At 63.9% G+C, this 13,746-nt stretch carries 16 protein-coding genes and 1 tRNA gene; 12 read left to right on the top strand and 5 right to left on the bottom strand.

Translation table 11 applies throughout. From position 1 onward, the window contains the following. Positions 1 to 22: 22 nt before the first annotated feature. Both DND132_RS11715 and DND132_RS11710 read left to right on the top strand, forming a co-directional pair. Positions 23 to 397, top strand: a complete 375-nt coding sequence (locus DND132_RS11715) for a NifB/NifX family molybdenum-iron cluster-binding protein (protein ID WP_014322961.1) — start codon at positions 23 to 25, stop codon at positions 395 to 397. 1 nt (position 398) lies between these two features. Further along, positions 399 to 758, top strand: coding sequence for an ANTAR domain-containing protein (locus DND132_RS11710; protein WP_014322960.1), 360 nt, complete (start codon positions 399 to 401; stop codon positions 756 to 758). A gap of 155 nt (positions 759 to 913) precedes the next feature. Here DND132_RS11710 and DND132_RS11705 read toward each other — a convergent pair whose 3' ends face one another. Next, entirely contained in the window at positions 914 to 1,084 is a 171-nt protein-coding gene (locus DND132_RS11705) for a helix-turn-helix domain-containing protein (RefSeq protein WP_014322959.1), read from the bottom strand. 162 nt (positions 1,085 to 1,246) lie between these two features. Here DND132_RS11705 and DND132_RS11700 point away from each other — a divergent pair, with 162 nt between their 5' ends. Both DND132_RS11700 and DND132_RS11695 read left to right on the top strand, forming a co-directional pair. Beyond that, a complete protein-coding gene (locus DND132_RS11700; RefSeq protein ID WP_014322958.1) occupies positions 1,247 to 2,887 on the top strand; it encodes a PP2C family protein-serine/threonine phosphatase in 1,641 nt (546 codons plus the stop codon). Further along, positions 2,884 to 4,293: an MltF family protein gene (locus tag DND132_RS11695; RefSeq protein ID WP_014322957.1), complete on the top strand. Its 1,410-nt coding sequence runs from the start codon at positions 2,884 to 2,886 to the stop codon at positions 4,291 to 4,293. Before DND132_RS11700 ends, DND132_RS11695 begins: the two co-directional genes overlap by 4 nt. Positions 4,294 to 4,359: 66 nt before the next feature. On the opposite strand, the gene DND132_RS11690 is transcribed toward DND132_RS11695, so the two are convergent. Together DND132_RS11690 and DND132_RS11685 are read right to left on the bottom strand one after the other, a co-directional pair. Continuing rightward, positions 4,360 to 4,620 carry an RNA recognition motif domain-containing protein gene (locus DND132_RS11690; protein ID WP_014322956.1) on the bottom strand — a complete coding sequence of 87 codons (261 nt, stop codon included), beginning with the start codon at positions 4,618 to 4,620 and terminating at the stop codon, positions 4,360 to 4,362. 28 nt (positions 4,621 to 4,648) lie between these two features. Next, positions 4,649 to 4,725: transfer RNA gene (locus tag DND132_RS11685), tRNA-Met, on the bottom strand. Between the two features lie 258 nt (positions 4,726 to 4,983). Between DND132_RS11685 and purD the strand changes: the two genes are divergently transcribed. From purD to DND132_RS17715, 8 genes are all read left to right on the top strand, one after another. Beyond that, a complete protein-coding gene (gene purD / locus DND132_RS11680; protein WP_014322955.1) occupies positions 4,984 to 6,261 on the top strand; it encodes a phosphoribosylamine--glycine ligase in 1,278 nt (425 codons plus the stop codon). A 307-nt stretch (positions 6,262 to 6,568) separates the two neighbouring features. Continuing rightward, complete coding sequence (gene purE, locus DND132_RS11675; protein ID WP_014322954.1) at positions 6,569 to 7,051, top strand: 5-(carboxyamino)imidazole ribonucleotide mutase; 483 nt, start codon at positions 6,569 to 6,571, stop codon at positions 7,049 to 7,051. Positions 7,052 to 7,205: 154 nt separating this feature from the next. Continuing rightward, a complete protein-coding gene (locus DND132_RS11670; protein WP_014322953.1) occupies positions 7,206 to 7,754 on the top strand; it encodes a hypothetical protein in 549 nt (182 codons plus the stop codon). A gap of 1 nt (position 7,755) precedes the next feature. Further along, the gene (locus tag DND132_RS11665) at positions 7,756 to 8,253 is read left to right on the top strand and encodes a hypothetical protein (RefSeq protein ID WP_014322952.1); all 498 of its coding nucleotides are present in this window, start codon (positions 7,756 to 7,758) and stop codon (positions 8,251 to 8,253) included. Positions 8,254 to 8,262: 9 nt separating this feature from the next. Then, a complete protein-coding gene (locus DND132_RS11660) occupies positions 8,263 to 9,003 on the top strand; it encodes a hypothetical protein (protein ID WP_238528166.1) in 741 nt (246 codons plus the stop codon). 31 nt (positions 9,004 to 9,034) lie between these two features. Continuing rightward, a complete protein-coding gene (locus DND132_RS11655; RefSeq protein WP_014322950.1) occupies positions 9,035 to 9,637 on the top strand; it encodes a glycosyltransferase in 603 nt (200 codons plus the stop codon). Positions 9,638 to 9,738: 101 nt separating this feature from the next. Next, the gene (locus DND132_RS11650; protein WP_014322949.1) at positions 9,739 to 10,158 is read left to right on the top strand and encodes a universal stress protein; all 420 of its coding nucleotides are present in this window, start codon (positions 9,739 to 9,741) and stop codon (positions 10,156 to 10,158) included. 42 nt (positions 10,159 to 10,200) lie between these two features. Continuing rightward, positions 10,201 to 11,010 (top strand): substrate-binding periplasmic protein, encoded by an 810-nt coding sequence (locus tag DND132_RS17715; protein ID WP_014322948.1) that lies wholly within the window; start codon positions 10,201 to 10,203, stop codon positions 11,008 to 11,010. Between the two features lie 113 nt (positions 11,011 to 11,123). Here the strand turns inward: DND132_RS17715 and DND132_RS11640 are convergent, their stop codons facing one another. Together DND132_RS11640 and DND132_RS11635 are read right to left on the bottom strand one after the other, a co-directional pair. Continuing rightward, positions 11,124 to 12,143, bottom strand: a complete 1,020-nt coding sequence (locus DND132_RS11640) for an acyltransferase family protein (protein WP_041915788.1) — start codon at positions 12,141 to 12,143, stop codon at positions 11,124 to 11,126. 315 nt (positions 12,144 to 12,458) lie between these two features. Next, a complete protein-coding gene (locus tag DND132_RS11635) occupies positions 12,459 to 13,604 on the bottom strand; it encodes an acyltransferase family protein (RefSeq protein ID WP_190275285.1) in 1,146 nt (381 codons plus the stop codon). Positions 13,605 to 13,746: the final 142 nt, after the last annotated feature.

The following is a 13,746-nucleotide window of genomic DNA, read 5'->3' as shown; positions in this document are numbered from 1 at the left end:
GCTTTACAAGGAGTTTTTGACGATGAATACACGTATTGCCATCCCCTCCGCCGCCCCCGGCGGCATGGATGCCTCCATTGACGCCCACTTCGGGCACTGCGCCATGTACACCCTGGTGGACGTGGAGGACGGGGCCGTGAAAGAGGTCTCAGTGGTCCCGAGCTGCCCGCACGTGCAGGGCGGCTGCATGGCCCCGGTGAACTACCTGGCCGACAACAAGGTCAAGGCCCTCATCTCCGGCGGCATGGGCATGCGCCCGCTCATGGGCTTCAACCAGGTCGGCATCCAGGTCTATCACGGCCAGGGCGCGCCCACCGTGAGCGTGGCCGTGGAGGCCTTCCTGCGCGACTCCCTGCCGGTCTTCACCGTGGACCAGACCTGCGGCGGCGGGCACTAATATGTCCATCGTGCTGGCAACCGCCCGCCCGGAAGCCCTGGCCGGGTTCACCAAGGCCCTGGCCGACGCCACCGGACAGGACGTGGCCGTGGCCCCCTCCGGGGCCGTGACCCTGGAATGGGTGGCCGCCAAGGCCCCGGCACTGGTGGTCGTCGACGAGGGACTGCCCGACCACAAGCCCCTCGACCTGGTGCGCGAGATCATGATGGTCTCGGCCATGACCCTGACCGCCGTGATCACCGCCATGGCCGAGGAGGAGTTCCACGAGGAGGCCGAGGGCTACGGCGTGCTCATGCCCCTGCCCCCGGACCCCACCCCGGCGGACGGCGTCGAGCTGGCCAGGAGGATGTCCGGCATCTGACCGGCGGATATATGCATTGAAAGGCCCTCCCGCGCACTGCGGGAGGGCCTTTTTTTGTGTCGCTCCCCTGCCCCGCAAACATGAAGCCCCGGTCTCGGGGGCGGAGACCGGGGACTTCACTAGGAGGAGGTAAGGTATGTGTGACTTTCGGTAATCTAGGCGGGTTCGTAGTAGCACCGCTTGGGCGAGACCACGCTCCCTTCTTCCTTGAGAATCTTGATGGCCTTCGAGACTTCCTTGCCGTCCACGCCGAGGACCTTGGCCAGGTCGCCGGGCCGCACCGGCCCGCCCGCTTCGCGCATCGCTTTCAACACCGTATCTTTCATCGAAATGCTCCCGTTTGCTTGAGTTGGTAATAGGAATCATTACTGAACAATCGACCTTTGTCAACACCCAATCTGCACGGTTGCCATAATTCGGCCGAAAAGGTAGAAAAACTGCATGGCTCCGGCCTTTGCCGGAAACGCGATCCCTTGCCCAGGAGTCCCATGGCCGAACCATCCGCCAAGTCGCCGCAGGAACTGATCGACGAGATCGGACGGTTGCGCGCGCAGCTGAAGCACTGCCGCGAGAACCGCGCGGACGAGGCGGCCTGCGGGTCGGCCATGGAGGTGGAGATCGAGCAGTTGCGCGAGGCCCGCGAGACCGTGGGCCTGGTCAACGTCATCGTCGAGAATTCCCCGGCCGTGGTCTTCCGGCGGCTGGCCGATCCCCCCAACACTCTGGTCTACATCTCCGAAAACATCCGCCAGTGGGGCTACTCCGCAACGGACTTCCTGTCCGGCGGCCGGACGTTCGAGGAGATCGTCCACCCGGCGGACAAGACGCGCATGGGCGACGAGATCGAGGAGTGCCGGGCCCGGAACGTGGAGGAGTACGCCCAGGAATACCGCATCGTCACGGCGGACGGCGAGACCCGCTGGGTCTCGGACAAGACCTCGGTGGTCCGCGACGCCGACGGACGGCGCATCTACAACCAGGGCGTGCTGGTGGACGTGACCGCCAACAAACGGGCCCAGGAGGCCCTTGAGGCCAGCGAGTTCAAGTTCCGCCGGACCATCGAGGGCGCGGCCGAGGGGTACCTGCTCATGGACCGGGACCTGGTCCTGCGCGAGGTCAACGACGCCTATTGCCGCATGCTCGGCTTCGACCGCGAGGAGCTGGTCGGCAAACGGCCCCACGACTTCGCCACCCTGGCCTACCAGCGGTTCCTGGAGTCCAACTCCGAACACCCGAGGGACGGGGTCCAGCAGCGCTTCGAAGGGGCCATGGTCCACCGCGACGGCCATGCCGTGCCGGTCCTGGTCAACGCCAACACCCTGCTCGACGCGGACGGCGGGTTCCTGGGACACGTGGCCTTCGTGGCCGACCTGACCGAGCAGAAAAAGGCCCTGAACCTGGCCGCCGAGGTCCAGAAGAGCCTCCTGCCGCGCACCGCCCCGCGCATCCCCGGCCTGGACGTGGCCGGACGGTCCGTGCCCAGCGAGCTGACGGGCGGCGACTATTTCGACTACTTCGAGGAGCCGGACCCGGACCGCCCGGTGCTGTCCGTGGCCGTGGGCGACATCTCGGGCCACGGCGTGGACGCGGCCCTGCTCATGACCACGGCCCGGGGATTCCTGCGCATGCGCGCGGGCCAGCCCGGCAGCCCCGACCAGATCGTCACCGAGATGAACCGCCACCTGGCCGAGGACCTGTACGGCTCGGGCCGGTTCATGACCCTCTTCTTCCTGCGCCTGGACGCGGCCGGGGCCAAGGCCCAGTGGGTCCGGGCGGGCCACGACCCGGCGCTCATCTACTGCCCGGTCCACGACGCCTTCACCGAACTGGGGGCCGAGGCCGGGCTGCCCCTGGGGGTCCTGCGCGAAACCCGCTACCGCGAGGAATCGGGCGAGCTGCTGCCCGGCCAGCTCATCGCCATCGGCACGGACGGCATATGGGAGGCACGCAACGCCCGTGGCGAGATGTTCGGCAAGGCGCGCTTCAAGGCGGTCCTGCGCAGGCGGGCCCGCGACCGGGCCCAGGCGATCCTGGACGCGGTCTTCGAGGCGGTCCGCGACTTCACCGGCAAGGCCGGGCTCGCGGACGACGTCACCCTGGTCATCATCAAGCACGGAGCGACGCCATGAACCGGTTATTCCGAACCTGTCTCCTGGCCTGCCTGGCCGTGATCGTGTCCATCTGTCCGGCGCGCGGCGCCGGACCGGACCGGGTGCGCCAGACCTGGAAGGGCGACCTGCCCCAGATCATCGAGAACCACCGGCCCATCCGCGTGCTGGTGGTCTACAACCGGACCAATTTCTTCATGAAGGAAGGGGCCATGCGCGGTCTTGAGGCGGACATGATGCGCGCCTACGAGGAGCACCTGGCCAAGACCTACAAGAAGGAGCTGGTCCGGCTGGTCTTCGTGCCCGTGCCCATGAAGGAGCTGTTCCCGGCCCTCCTGGACGGCCGTGGCGACATCGCGGCCGCGGCCCTGACCGTGACAGAGGAACGCAGCCGGGTGGCGGACTTCGCCACGCCCTACCGCACCGGGGTCAACGAGATCGTGGTCGGCGGCCCCAGGAGCGCGGCCGTGGCCGACGCCGACGCCCTGTCCGGCCGCAGGCTCACCGTGCTGGCGGGGTCGAGCTACGCCGAGCATCTGGCCGACCTGAACGCGGGCCTCAAGAAAAGGAAGCGCGCGCCCGCGCGCGTCACGGACGCGGACCCGTACCTGGCCACCGAGGACCTCCTGGAAATGGCCGCCCGGGGCATGATCCCCTACACCGTGGCCGACAACTTTCTGGCCGACCTGTGGCAAAAGGTCTACCCCAAGCTGCGTCTCTACCCCGACGCGGCCATCCACCGGGACGGCAGGCTGGCCTGGGCCGTGCGCAAGAACTGCCCCGAACTGCGCCGGAGCCTGTCCGAGTTCGCGGCCACCGTGCGCCAGGGCACCTTGCTCGGGAACATGCTCTTCAAGCGCTACTACGAGAACGACGACTTCGTCACCGACCCGACCACCCAGGTGGAGATCGGCAAGCTTCGGAGCATGGCCAAGCTCTTCCAGAAGTACGCCGAGATGTACGACTTCGACTGGCTCAAGATCGCGGCCCTGGCCTACCAGGAGTCGCGCTTCGACATGAACCGCAAGAGCGCGGCCGGCGCGGTGGGGGTCATGCAGATCAAGCCGTCCACGGCGGCCGGGCCCCAGGTGGGCATCAAGGATGTCTACACCCTGGAGAACAATATCCACGCCGGGGTCAAATACCTGCGCTTCCTGGTGGACAACTATTTTCTGGACGTGGCCCCGTCGGCCAGGATGGACTTCGCCCTGGCCGCCTACAACGCGGGTCCCGCCCGGATCATGCAGGTGCGCAAGCGGGCCGCCGAGATGGGCCTCGACCCCAAGCGCTGGTTCGGCAACTGCGAATGGGCCGCGTTCGACATGATCGGCCGGGAGACCACGGGCTACGTGGCCCACGTCCAGATGTACTACGCGGCCTACAAGGGCACCGAGGAGATCCTGGTCAAGCGGCGCGAAGCCATGTGACCGGGCGCACCCCAAGACGCCGGGCGGCCGGGCCGTCCGGGAGCGGGAAGGGTCGCCCGGGCCGGATCAATACCTGGGACGGGGGGCGCGCGGTTTGGCTTCGTTGACCTTCAGGGGCCGCCCGGACATCTCGTGGCCGTCCAGGGCCTCTATGGCCGAAGCCGCGTCCGCGTCCTCCATCTCCACGAAGCCGAAGCCGCGAAAACGGCCGGTCTCATGGTCCTGGATGAGTTTCACGGAGGAGACGTCGCCGTACTCGCCGAACAGGTTGCGCACGTCGTTCTCGGTTGCACCAAAGGGGATGTTGCCGACATAAATACTTTTCATGACTCTGAGGCTCCAACAAAAATGATCCTGGTAGCGGGGGAAGGATTTGAACCTCCGACCTTCGGGTTATGAGCCCGACGAGCTGCCAGACTGCTCCACCCCGCGCCATTTCCGACGCCCGGCCCGCCCGTTCCGCCGACACCACGAAGGCGGTCCCGCGAGCACGGGATTACTTTAGCCATTACGACGAGTTGCACTTTTCGTCAACCGGGGTTCGAAAATTGTTTCGCCGCCGGAGGCGGGTCGGCGCAAAGCCGGAAGGGGCGCGGCTCCCCGTCGCGGGACCTCGAGCCCATAGACCTTGAAAAAAGGCGTGAATTTCCTTACACCGTGTACATCCCGAAAACAGATTGGAGGGGAACAATGAAGATACTTGTTGTCGGTTCCGGAGGCCGGGAGCACGCCCTGTGCTGGAAGCTCGCCCAGAATCCGAAGGTGGAGACCATCCTGTGCGCGCCGGGCAACGGCGGCACCGCCCAGGTGGGAACGAATATTCCGGTCAAGGACGACGACATCCCGGGCCTGGTCAAATTGGCCAGGGACGAGGAAGTGGACCTGGTGGTGGCCGGACCCGAGCTGCCGCTGGTGCTCGGCCTGGAAAACGCGCTGCGCCAGGAGGGCATCCCCTGCTTCGGCCCCAACGCGTTCGCCGCCAACCTCGAAGGCTCCAAGGCCTTTTCCAAGAACGTCATGGCCGAGGCGGGCGTGCCCACCGCGCCCTTCCGCGTGTTCGAGGAATACGAGGACGCCGTGACCTTCATCAAGGAACGGGGCGCGCCCCTGGTGGTCAAGGCAGACGGCCTGGCCGCCGGCAAGGGCGTGGTCGTGGCCGCCACCGAGGAGGAGGCCCTGGAGGCCGTGGAGCACATGATGGTCAAGAAGGCCTTCGGCTCGGCCGGGGACCGCGTGGTCATCGAGGAGGCCCTCAAGGGCGAGGAGGCCTCGTTCCTGTGCTTCTGCGACGGCGTCCACTACGCCATGCTCCCGTCCAGCCAGGACCACAAGGCCGCCCATGAGGGCGACACCGGCCCCAACACCGGCGGCATGGGCGCCTATTCCCCGGCCCCGATCCTGCCCAAGGACAAGTACGCCGAGACCGCCGAGCTGTGCATCAAGCCCATCCTGCGCCACCTGGCCGCCAAGGGCGAGCCGTTCAAGGGCGTGCTCTACGCCGGGCTCATGTACACCGAAAACGGCCCCAGCGTGCTCGAATACAACGTCCGCTTCGGCGACCCCGAATGCCAGCCCCTGCTCATGCGCCTCGAAACCGACCTGCTCGAAATCATGTTCGCCTGCATCGACGGCAAGCTCGACCAGGTCGAGGTGACCTCCTCCCAGCAGACCGCCTGCGGCGTGGTCATGGCCGCCGAGGGCTACCCCGGCCCCTACCCCAAGGGCATGGAGATCACCGGCATCGACCAGGCCGACGCCATGGAAGGGGTCAAGGTCTTCCAGGCGGGCACCAAACTGGAGGACGGCAAAATCCTGACCACCGGCGGCCGCGTGCTCTGCGTCACCGCCCTGGGCGACGATCTGGCCGCCGCCCAGAAAAGGGCCTACGAGGCCGTGGCCAAGATCCACTTCGACCACAGCTACTACCGCCGCGACATCGCCGACAAGGGGTTGAAGCGCGCCAAATAGTTTGAAAATGCGAGAGGGAAACTTTTGAAAAAGTTTCCCTCTCGCGCTCTCCCTTCAAAACTTTTTGGGGCTGCGCCGCCGGGAAGGGAGACGAAGAGCGGATGTCCGGCCAGGCGGCGCAGGGGTGCGAGCCCCACAAATTTTACGAGTCAACACAAGGCCTTCCGGCCCCCCTTCGCGAAGCGACATACAAAGTTTACGAAAGGATGGGGGATGGGGGTCCGGGGGATGGGGGATGGGAAAGCCCTTTTCAAAGGGTTTCCCTTCCCCCTTCCCCCGGCCGCCGGAGGCATTCAAGGAGCGAACAATGCCGCAGGTTGTGATTTTCATGGGGTCCCTGTCGGACGAGGAGAAGATGCGTCCGTGTTCGGACCTGCTCAAGGAGTTGGGCGTGGACCACGTGTTCACGGTCACTTCGGCCCACCGCACGCCGGAGCGCACTGCCCGGCTGGTGGACGAGTACGAGGCGGACGGGGCGCAGGTCTTCATCTGCGCGGCCGGTCTGGCCGCGCACCTGGCCGGGGCCGTGGCCGCCCGGACCACCAAGCCGGTCCTGGGCGTGCCCCTGACAGCGTCGCCGCTGGGCGGCATGGACGCCCTGCTGGCCACGGTGCAGATGCCTCCGGGCTTCCCGGTGGCCACCCTGGCGCTGGACAAGGTCGGGGCCAAGAACGCGGCCTGGCTGGCCGCCCAGATCCTGGCCCTGCGCGACGACGCCCTGGCCGCGAAGATCCGGGCCGCGCGCGAAGGCTTCCGGGAATCCGTGGAAAAGGCCGCCGCCAGCCTGTAGCCGGGCCTCCGGCCGACGTCTTCGGCGGGCACGGGCCGGACCGCCCGTGGACGATTGTACGGCTCCTCCACACGGATTGTCCGGGCGATCCGGCAGCCGGTGTACCGGCCGTCTTGCCCGGCTTGCCGCTTTGGCGTAATCATTCGGGTCAGGTATGACGACGACACCCACCCCATCGACCCCGGCCGGAACGGCCCGGCCCGCAGCAGGCGGTCCGCCCGAGTTCCGGTCCGGCAAGGCCTCCAGGCGGTTCCTGCGGAACCTGTTCTGGCTGCTGCTCATCGGCGGCCTGTTCCTGGCCGGCCAGGGGGTCCGCTATTACCTGAATTACCGGCAGGTTGTGGCCATCCAGGCGGAGACCGACGCCCTCTACCGCTCGGTGCTGGGCCCGGACATCGGCGGTTCGCCCTTCGGCCGGTTGCAGTTCGAGCACGGCAAGCTGCTGGCGGCCAAACGCATCGGCCTGGCCCCGCTGGGCGTGCTCGCGGCCCTGAGTCGGCCCGCCGGGGAAAAGCTGCGCGTGGACGGGGTCAGCCTGACCGGGACCCGAGGCCGGGTGCGCGGCTATTTCAGCGGCGACGAGGCCGGGTTCATGCACTACATGGAGAAGCTGTCGGACGACGACCGCTACCTGTTTTCCGTCTACAAGATCGACGAGCTGGGCGGCGGCGTGTCCTTCAGCCTGAGCGTGGAGCCAAAATAGCATGGCCCGGAAGCACTGCACCTATCCCTGGACCTGCTGGCCGCCCGCCTCCCAGGAGCGGCTGTTCAAGTACGTCCTGTTCGGCGCGGCCGGGCTGCTCTTCGCGGTCTTCGTGGGCGCGTACCTGTTCACCGGCACCCTGGCCCAGCGCATCGAGGCGGGCAAGGAGCAGTACGGCCTGGTGGTGCCCCTGGTCCGGGACATCACCACCCTGCGGGCCGCCCAGGGGGACCTGGTCCGGGTCCCGCCCGAGGACGCGGTCCGGCGCATCCTGGACGACCGCTCCCTGAACGAGTACGTCCGGTCCCTGCGCCCCACGCGCGTGGCCGAAAACCAGGACGGCGTCCAGGTCACCCTGGGCGGGCTGACCCTGATCATGCTCACGGACTTCCTCCAGGACGTGCGCGACCGGGCGAGCCTCCAGGCCCCGGAGTTCATCCTGACCCGCAACCCCGAGGAGCCCCGCCTGGCGGACGTGCACCTCGTGCTGGCGAGGTAGGCCGTGGCCGTGCCCCGCTCCAGACCCTCGTCCCTGCCCGGCCGCATCCTGGCCCGGCTGGTGCTGATGACCCTCGGCGTGGCCCTGGGCGTGGTCCTGTTCACGCCGTGGGCCAAGATCTGGGCTTCGGCCCTGACCCGCCTGGACGCGGGCCTGCCCGCCGTGGGCCTGGCCTGGAGCGGCATCGACCGCGACGGCCCCTTCGGCTTCCGGCTGCGCGACTTCACCATCTCCGTGGCCCAGACCCCTGGCCGGCTCCATTTCCACCACGCCTACGTGAGCATGGGCCTCTCGCCCCTGGCCACGGTCCGCCTGGACACGGGCGGGCCCCAGTGCAGCCTGGAGGTCTTCTCCAACGGCGTCTTCGACTTCGAGGGCGACCTGGACCTGACCTATCTCCTCGGCGACAGCGACCTGAAGGGCGTGGTCCGGGCCTCGGGCAGCCTGTTCCTGCCCGCCGGGGCGCGCCTGCCCAGAAACGGCTGGGTGGACGTGCGCTCGGCCCAGCTGGTCCTGCCCGGCAACAAGGTCATCGAGGACCTCGCCTTCACCGCCGAGATCACCAATGAAAACATGGCGGTGCGCGACTTCTCCATGCGCTTGCCCCTGAACTACAAGTCCGCGGGCACGGCGGTTCTCGACCCGGACAACCTCTTCCGCACGCGCTTCGACCTCAAGGGCGACATGACCGTGGGCCGGGAGGTCTTCCCCTACGAGATGCACGGCACCCTGGCCGACGCGGTCTGGTAGGAACCGTTTTTCCGCAAGCCGAGGAACCGCCATGAAGATCGCCGTCATCCACGAAAACGCCGAGACCCTGCTGGCCGAACACGGCGCCCTGCTGTCGGGCCTGGCCTCCATGGGCCACGAGGTCAGCGCCCTGGCGCCGGGCAGCGGCCCGGAGACCTCGACAGGGTTCGAGGCCCTCGGCGTGGAGTACGCCATGTACCCGCTCTCGCCGCGCTCGCTGACCCCCATCGCCGACATGGGCACCCTGCTCCACCTCAAGCAGATTCTGTTCCGCGTGCGGCCCGGTCTGGTCCTGTCCGTGGGAGCCAAGCCCGTGGTCTACGGCTCCCTGGCCGCGCGCCTGATCTGGGTGGGCGAGGACAAGCGGGTCTTCGCCCTGGTGGACGGGCCGGGCTTCGCCTTTGCCGGGACCGGGTTCACCGGGCGGCTCCTGGCCAGGCTGGCCAAGCCCATGTACCGGGCCGGGTTCCGCTCCTGCGACGGGGTCTGCTTCCGCTCGGCCGGGGCCGAGGCCTTCTTCCGCAAGCTCGGCGTGCTCGACCCCCAGGCCCGGACCGGGGTGGCGGACCAGGCCGATCCCGAGACGCTGGACCGGGCCCTGCTCTCCTTCATGGGAATGATTCCGACCGATTGATTGTACAATCGGGTTGGCAGCACCGCGCTCCATGGTGTATGCTTCAGGTACGTTCCCGTTCCGGGACGCGCCGAGAACACGAAACATCAAGGAGTGGGCTCATGCACATCTCTCGAATTCTTCTCCCCGTGGACGGGTCCCGACTGTCCGACGCCGCCGCCGACATGGCCATCGACCTGGCCGGTAACGAGGCCACCGTCATCCTGCTGACCGTACGCCGGACCGTGCCCACCGGGCTGGGCCAGCCCAACGCGGGCGAGCTGCTCGAATACCTGAACAAGATCGCCGAGGAGGTCATGGTCCACTACCGGGCCAAGCTGACCAACGCCAAGGTGGACTTCCAGGAGCTGGTCATCGGCGGCGACGTGGCCGAGGTCATCAGCAACGTGGCCGACAACGAGAAGTGCGACGTCATCATCATGGGGTCCAAGGGCAAGTCCGACCTGGAGGGGCTGTTCCTCGGCTCGGTCACCCACAAGGTGCTCCAGACCACATCCAAGCCCGTGCTGGTGGTGAAGTAGTCCCTGCGGGGGCCCCTTGCCGGACCGGAACCGTTGTCGTCCATGAAAATCCGACCGTCGTCCGCGGCCCGCATCCGGGCCCGGTATCTGGCCTGCTGCCTGGCCGGCCTGTTGCTCCTGGCCGCCTGCCCGGCCCGCGCCCAGGAGCGCGTGGTCGTGGTCGCGGACTCCTGGATGCCCTACAACGGCACGCCGGGCTCGGCGCGCGAGGGGTACGCCGTGGAGATATTGCGCGCCGTGTTCGAGACGCGCGGATTCACCGTGGACTACCGCGAGCTGCCGTGGAAGCGGGCGGTGCGGGACGTGCGTTCGGGCCAGGCCGACATCCTCATCGGCGTGACCCCGGACGAGCTGCCGGACTTCATCTACCCCAAGACCTCCCTGGGGCGGAGCGAGCTCTGCTTCTTCACCATGGACTCCGGCTGGCGGTTCACCGGGCCGCAGTCCCTGACCGGCGTGGTCACCGGCTATGTCCAGGGTCACAACTATCCCGGATGGTTCATGGAGGCCATCGGACGGAGCCCCGAGCGGTTCCACGCCCTGCACGGCCAGGACGCCTTCGCGCGCATGCTGGCCATGCTCGCCGAGGGACGGGTCCAGGTCATCCCCGGCAACCGGGCCGTGGTGGACTACTACGTCCAGCAGGCGGGCCTTGAGGGCCAGGTTTTCGTGGCCGGGTGCAGCGAGACGGGCGCCCACGAACTCTTCTTCGGCCTGTCCCCGGCCAACATGCCCAAATCCCGGCTCCTGGCCGACATCCTGGACCAGGGCGTCTACACCCTGCGCAACACCGGCCAGCTCAACCACCTGCTCATCAAATACGGCCTCAAGGATTGGCTCAAGCCCCGCTAGGGGCCGACGCGGGCCGCAATCCGGTTCGCGGCCGGACACGCCGGACCGTCCGGCCGGGTGCGGCGGCACGGCCGACGGCGGCGATCCATGCGCCCCCTGGGGGCGGCACCGGCTCAAGCACCGATGATCATTCGCGAATACCGGCCCAGGACCTTCTTGCACCCCACGGAAAGCAGGATGGTCAGGGCAAGCGCCATTATGGCCAGCAACATGGCGGCGACGGGCCAATTCAATTGGCTACTATCCGGGACAATGGTCAACAGGACCCAACTGCAAAAACGAAACGCCACGGTATGTAGGAAATAGATGGCGAAACTATAGCTTGCGAGCAAATTGATGATGTAGAAATTTCTTTGTTTCAACATTTGTAGAATCTTGACCGTTACAAACAGGATCATCATTTTTTGCATAAAATACACGGATTCAATGTTGAAGTAGCCGCTGACCCGAATTTGCTTAAGTGTCATGACCGCCAATAGCCCGCTGAGCAGTACAGCGGACACGGCAAACCATTTGTAATAACGCTCACATATCGCTACGAATTCATCATAATGCCTGGAACAGGCGGCTCCAAAACAATAAATAGGGAAGAAGAACACATACTGTCCCCATGATATATTAGTACCTGTTCTTGTCCCCAGCAATGGCAACAGAATACAGATCAATGATAACGGAACAAATAAATTGTCTTTTATCTTCGATAAGAGAGGACTTACCAGGAAAACAAGGCTGATAAACGGTATATACCAATACTGCACTTCAACCTTTCCGTGCACTATCGCATACAGATAGGAAAGATCGTAATTGCCTATCACATATGAATTATATAAAAAAATCAGTGTGCTAATTATGACATACGGAGATAGTACGTTTAATATCTTTCCCTTGTAATACTTTTTCAAATCAAATCTATATGACAAGTAGTCGAAAAGGAACCCGGAAATAAAAATGAAATAAATTGTACTGTTATGAAATAGAATTTCCCGCAGCAGAATATACCTGTAGGGCAATGCCTCCGCAGGCACCCCCGTTGGCAGCCGAAGGGTATGGATCAAAGCCACGTTGAGTATTGCAAATGCACGAAAGTAGTGCATATCGATCAGAAAACCGCGCTTTTTAAGACCCACAGTCATTTCTTTTCATCCATTTTTAACAACCGCTGAGAATCCACAAGTACAGCCTCACCATACGATATTCATACTCCACAAGGTCCCGGCCTTTACGCGGAAAGCGACCAATTTTTCGGCCACGAGTTTTCTAATATGTATAAGTGCAAAACACCAGCTTCCCCTGAGTATTATACATATATGTAACGGAATACTGCCGAGACGAGCGACACAGGCGGTCCGGCGGGAATGGTCGCCGATTTTTCCATGCAGGAGTCCGCCCACGCCGCAACACCGACCAGCTCAACCACCTGCTCATCAAGTCCGACCTCAAGGACCCGCTCAAGCGCCGATGATCATCCTCGAATACCGGCCCAGGACCTTCTTGCATCCCACGGAAAGCAGGATGGTCAGGGCAAGCGCTGCCAACGTCAGCAACGTGCCGACCACGGGCCAATACAGTTGATCGGGATCGGGGAAAACGGTCATCAGCACCGAGCCGCAGCAACGGAACACCACGGTGTGCAGGAAATAGATGGCGAAACTATAGTTTGCGAGCAGGTTGAATACATATATATCCCGCTGCTTCAGCATCTGCAGCACCTTGACGGCGCAGAACAGGATCATCATTTTTTGCAGGTAATATATGGACTCCGTATTCAACAGAAAATACCTGCCGTGGACATTGTAATAGACCAGAAACACCAACAGGCCGCTGAGAAGTATCGCAAGCCCGCTGAAATATTTGAAGTACTTCTCGCAAACGGTGACAAATTCATCATACGACCTGGAACAGGCAGCCCCGAAGCAGTAAACGGGAAAGAAGTATACATATTGCCCGATCGAGACATCTATCGTCGTTCTCGTTCCCAGCAACGGAAAGACCATGCCGATCGCGACGAGAGGAATGAAATGCTGTTTTTTGATTTTCAACAATAGCGGACTGACCGCGAAGACCAGGCTGATGAACGGGATATACCAATACTGTATCTCAGCCCGTCCATACAGCATCGTCTGCAGGTACGAGAACTTGAGACCGCCGTTCATCCATACTTTATACAAATATATCAGCGTGCTGATGATAACGTATGGGCATATCACATTGAGTATTTTATTTTTATAGTACTTCTTCACATCGAATCGATAGGCCAGGTAGTCGAAAAGAAATCCCGAGATAAAGATGAAGTAAATGGTACTGTCATGAAACAAAACCTCTCTTAGCACCTTGAAGCTGTATGGCCAGGCTGCCGCGGGGACTCCCACGGGTTGCTTCCAGGTATGCACCAGGGCCACGTTCAATATGGCGAAGGCCCTGAAGTAGTGCATGTCGATAAGAAAACCGCGTTTTTTCAGACCAACTGTCATTCCCGTCCCTTGTATCCCTGTCCCGGCTGTCGTCCGACAGCCATCAATACGAAATCCCTCCGCAACGGATTGCGGCCTGCATGAATTCTGCCCTGATGGATGAAGCGACCGTCTATCGGCCACGCATTTACTAATATGCATTATCGCAAAACGCCAGCATTTCATGCCTGCGCCACGAATCGTTACACGGTGGAGACCCTAGGACGAGATGCGGGCGGACTGCACACCCCGCCGAACCGACGCCAGGCGCCGCGCGCACCGGCCG

It is taken from the genome of Pseudodesulfovibrio mercurii (genome assembly GCF_000189295.2).
GTDB lineage: Bacteria > Desulfobacterota > Desulfovibrionia > Desulfovibrionales > Desulfovibrionaceae > Pseudodesulfovibrio > Pseudodesulfovibrio mercurii.
This window is presented reverse-complemented; position numbering and strand designations above follow the sequence as displayed.

Excerpts from the sequence above, each read along its gene's own strand:
- DND132_RS11715 (WP_014322961.1), top strand. The coding sequence starts at position 23 with ATGAATACACGTATTGCCATCCCCTCCGCCGCCCCCGGCGGCATGGAT.
- DND132_RS11710 (WP_014322960.1), top strand. The coding sequence starts at position 399 with ATGTCCATCGTGCTGGCAACCGCCCGCCCGGAAGCCCTGGCCGGGTTC.
- DND132_RS11705 (WP_014322959.1), bottom strand. The coding sequence starts at position 1,084 with ATGAAAGATACGGTGTTGAAAGCGATGCGCGAAGCGGGCGGGCCGGTG.
- DND132_RS11700 (WP_014322958.1), top strand. The coding sequence starts at position 1,247 with ATGGCCGAACCATCCGCCAAGTCGCCGCAGGAACTGATCGACGAGATC.
- DND132_RS11695 (WP_014322957.1), top strand. The coding sequence starts at position 2,884 with ATGAACCGGTTATTCCGAACCTGTCTCCTGGCCTGCCTGGCCGTGATC.
- DND132_RS11690 (WP_014322956.1), bottom strand. The coding sequence starts at position 4,620 with ATGAAAAGTATTTATGTCGGCAACATCCCCTTTGGTGCAACCGAGAAC.
- purD (WP_014322955.1), top strand. The coding sequence starts at position 4,984 with ATGAAGATACTTGTTGTCGGTTCCGGAGGCCGGGAGCACGCCCTGTGC.
- purE (WP_014322954.1), top strand. The coding sequence starts at position 6,569 with ATGCCGCAGGTTGTGATTTTCATGGGGTCCCTGTCGGACGAGGAGAAG.
- DND132_RS11670 (WP_014322953.1), top strand. The coding sequence starts at position 7,206 with ATGACGACGACACCCACCCCATCGACCCCGGCCGGAACGGCCCGGCCC.
- DND132_RS11665 (WP_014322952.1), top strand. The coding sequence starts at position 7,756 with ATGGCCCGGAAGCACTGCACCTATCCCTGGACCTGCTGGCCGCCCGCC.
- DND132_RS11655 (WP_014322950.1), top strand. The coding sequence starts at position 9,035 with ATGAAGATCGCCGTCATCCACGAAAACGCCGAGACCCTGCTGGCCGAA.
- DND132_RS11650 (WP_014322949.1), top strand. The coding sequence starts at position 9,739 with ATGCACATCTCTCGAATTCTTCTCCCCGTGGACGGGTCCCGACTGTCC.
- DND132_RS17715 (WP_014322948.1), top strand. The coding sequence starts at position 10,201 with ATGAAAATCCGACCGTCGTCCGCGGCCCGCATCCGGGCCCGGTATCTG.
- DND132_RS11640 (WP_041915788.1), bottom strand. The coding sequence starts at position 12,143 with ATGACTGTGGGTCTTAAAAAGCGCGGTTTTCTGATCGATATGCACTAC.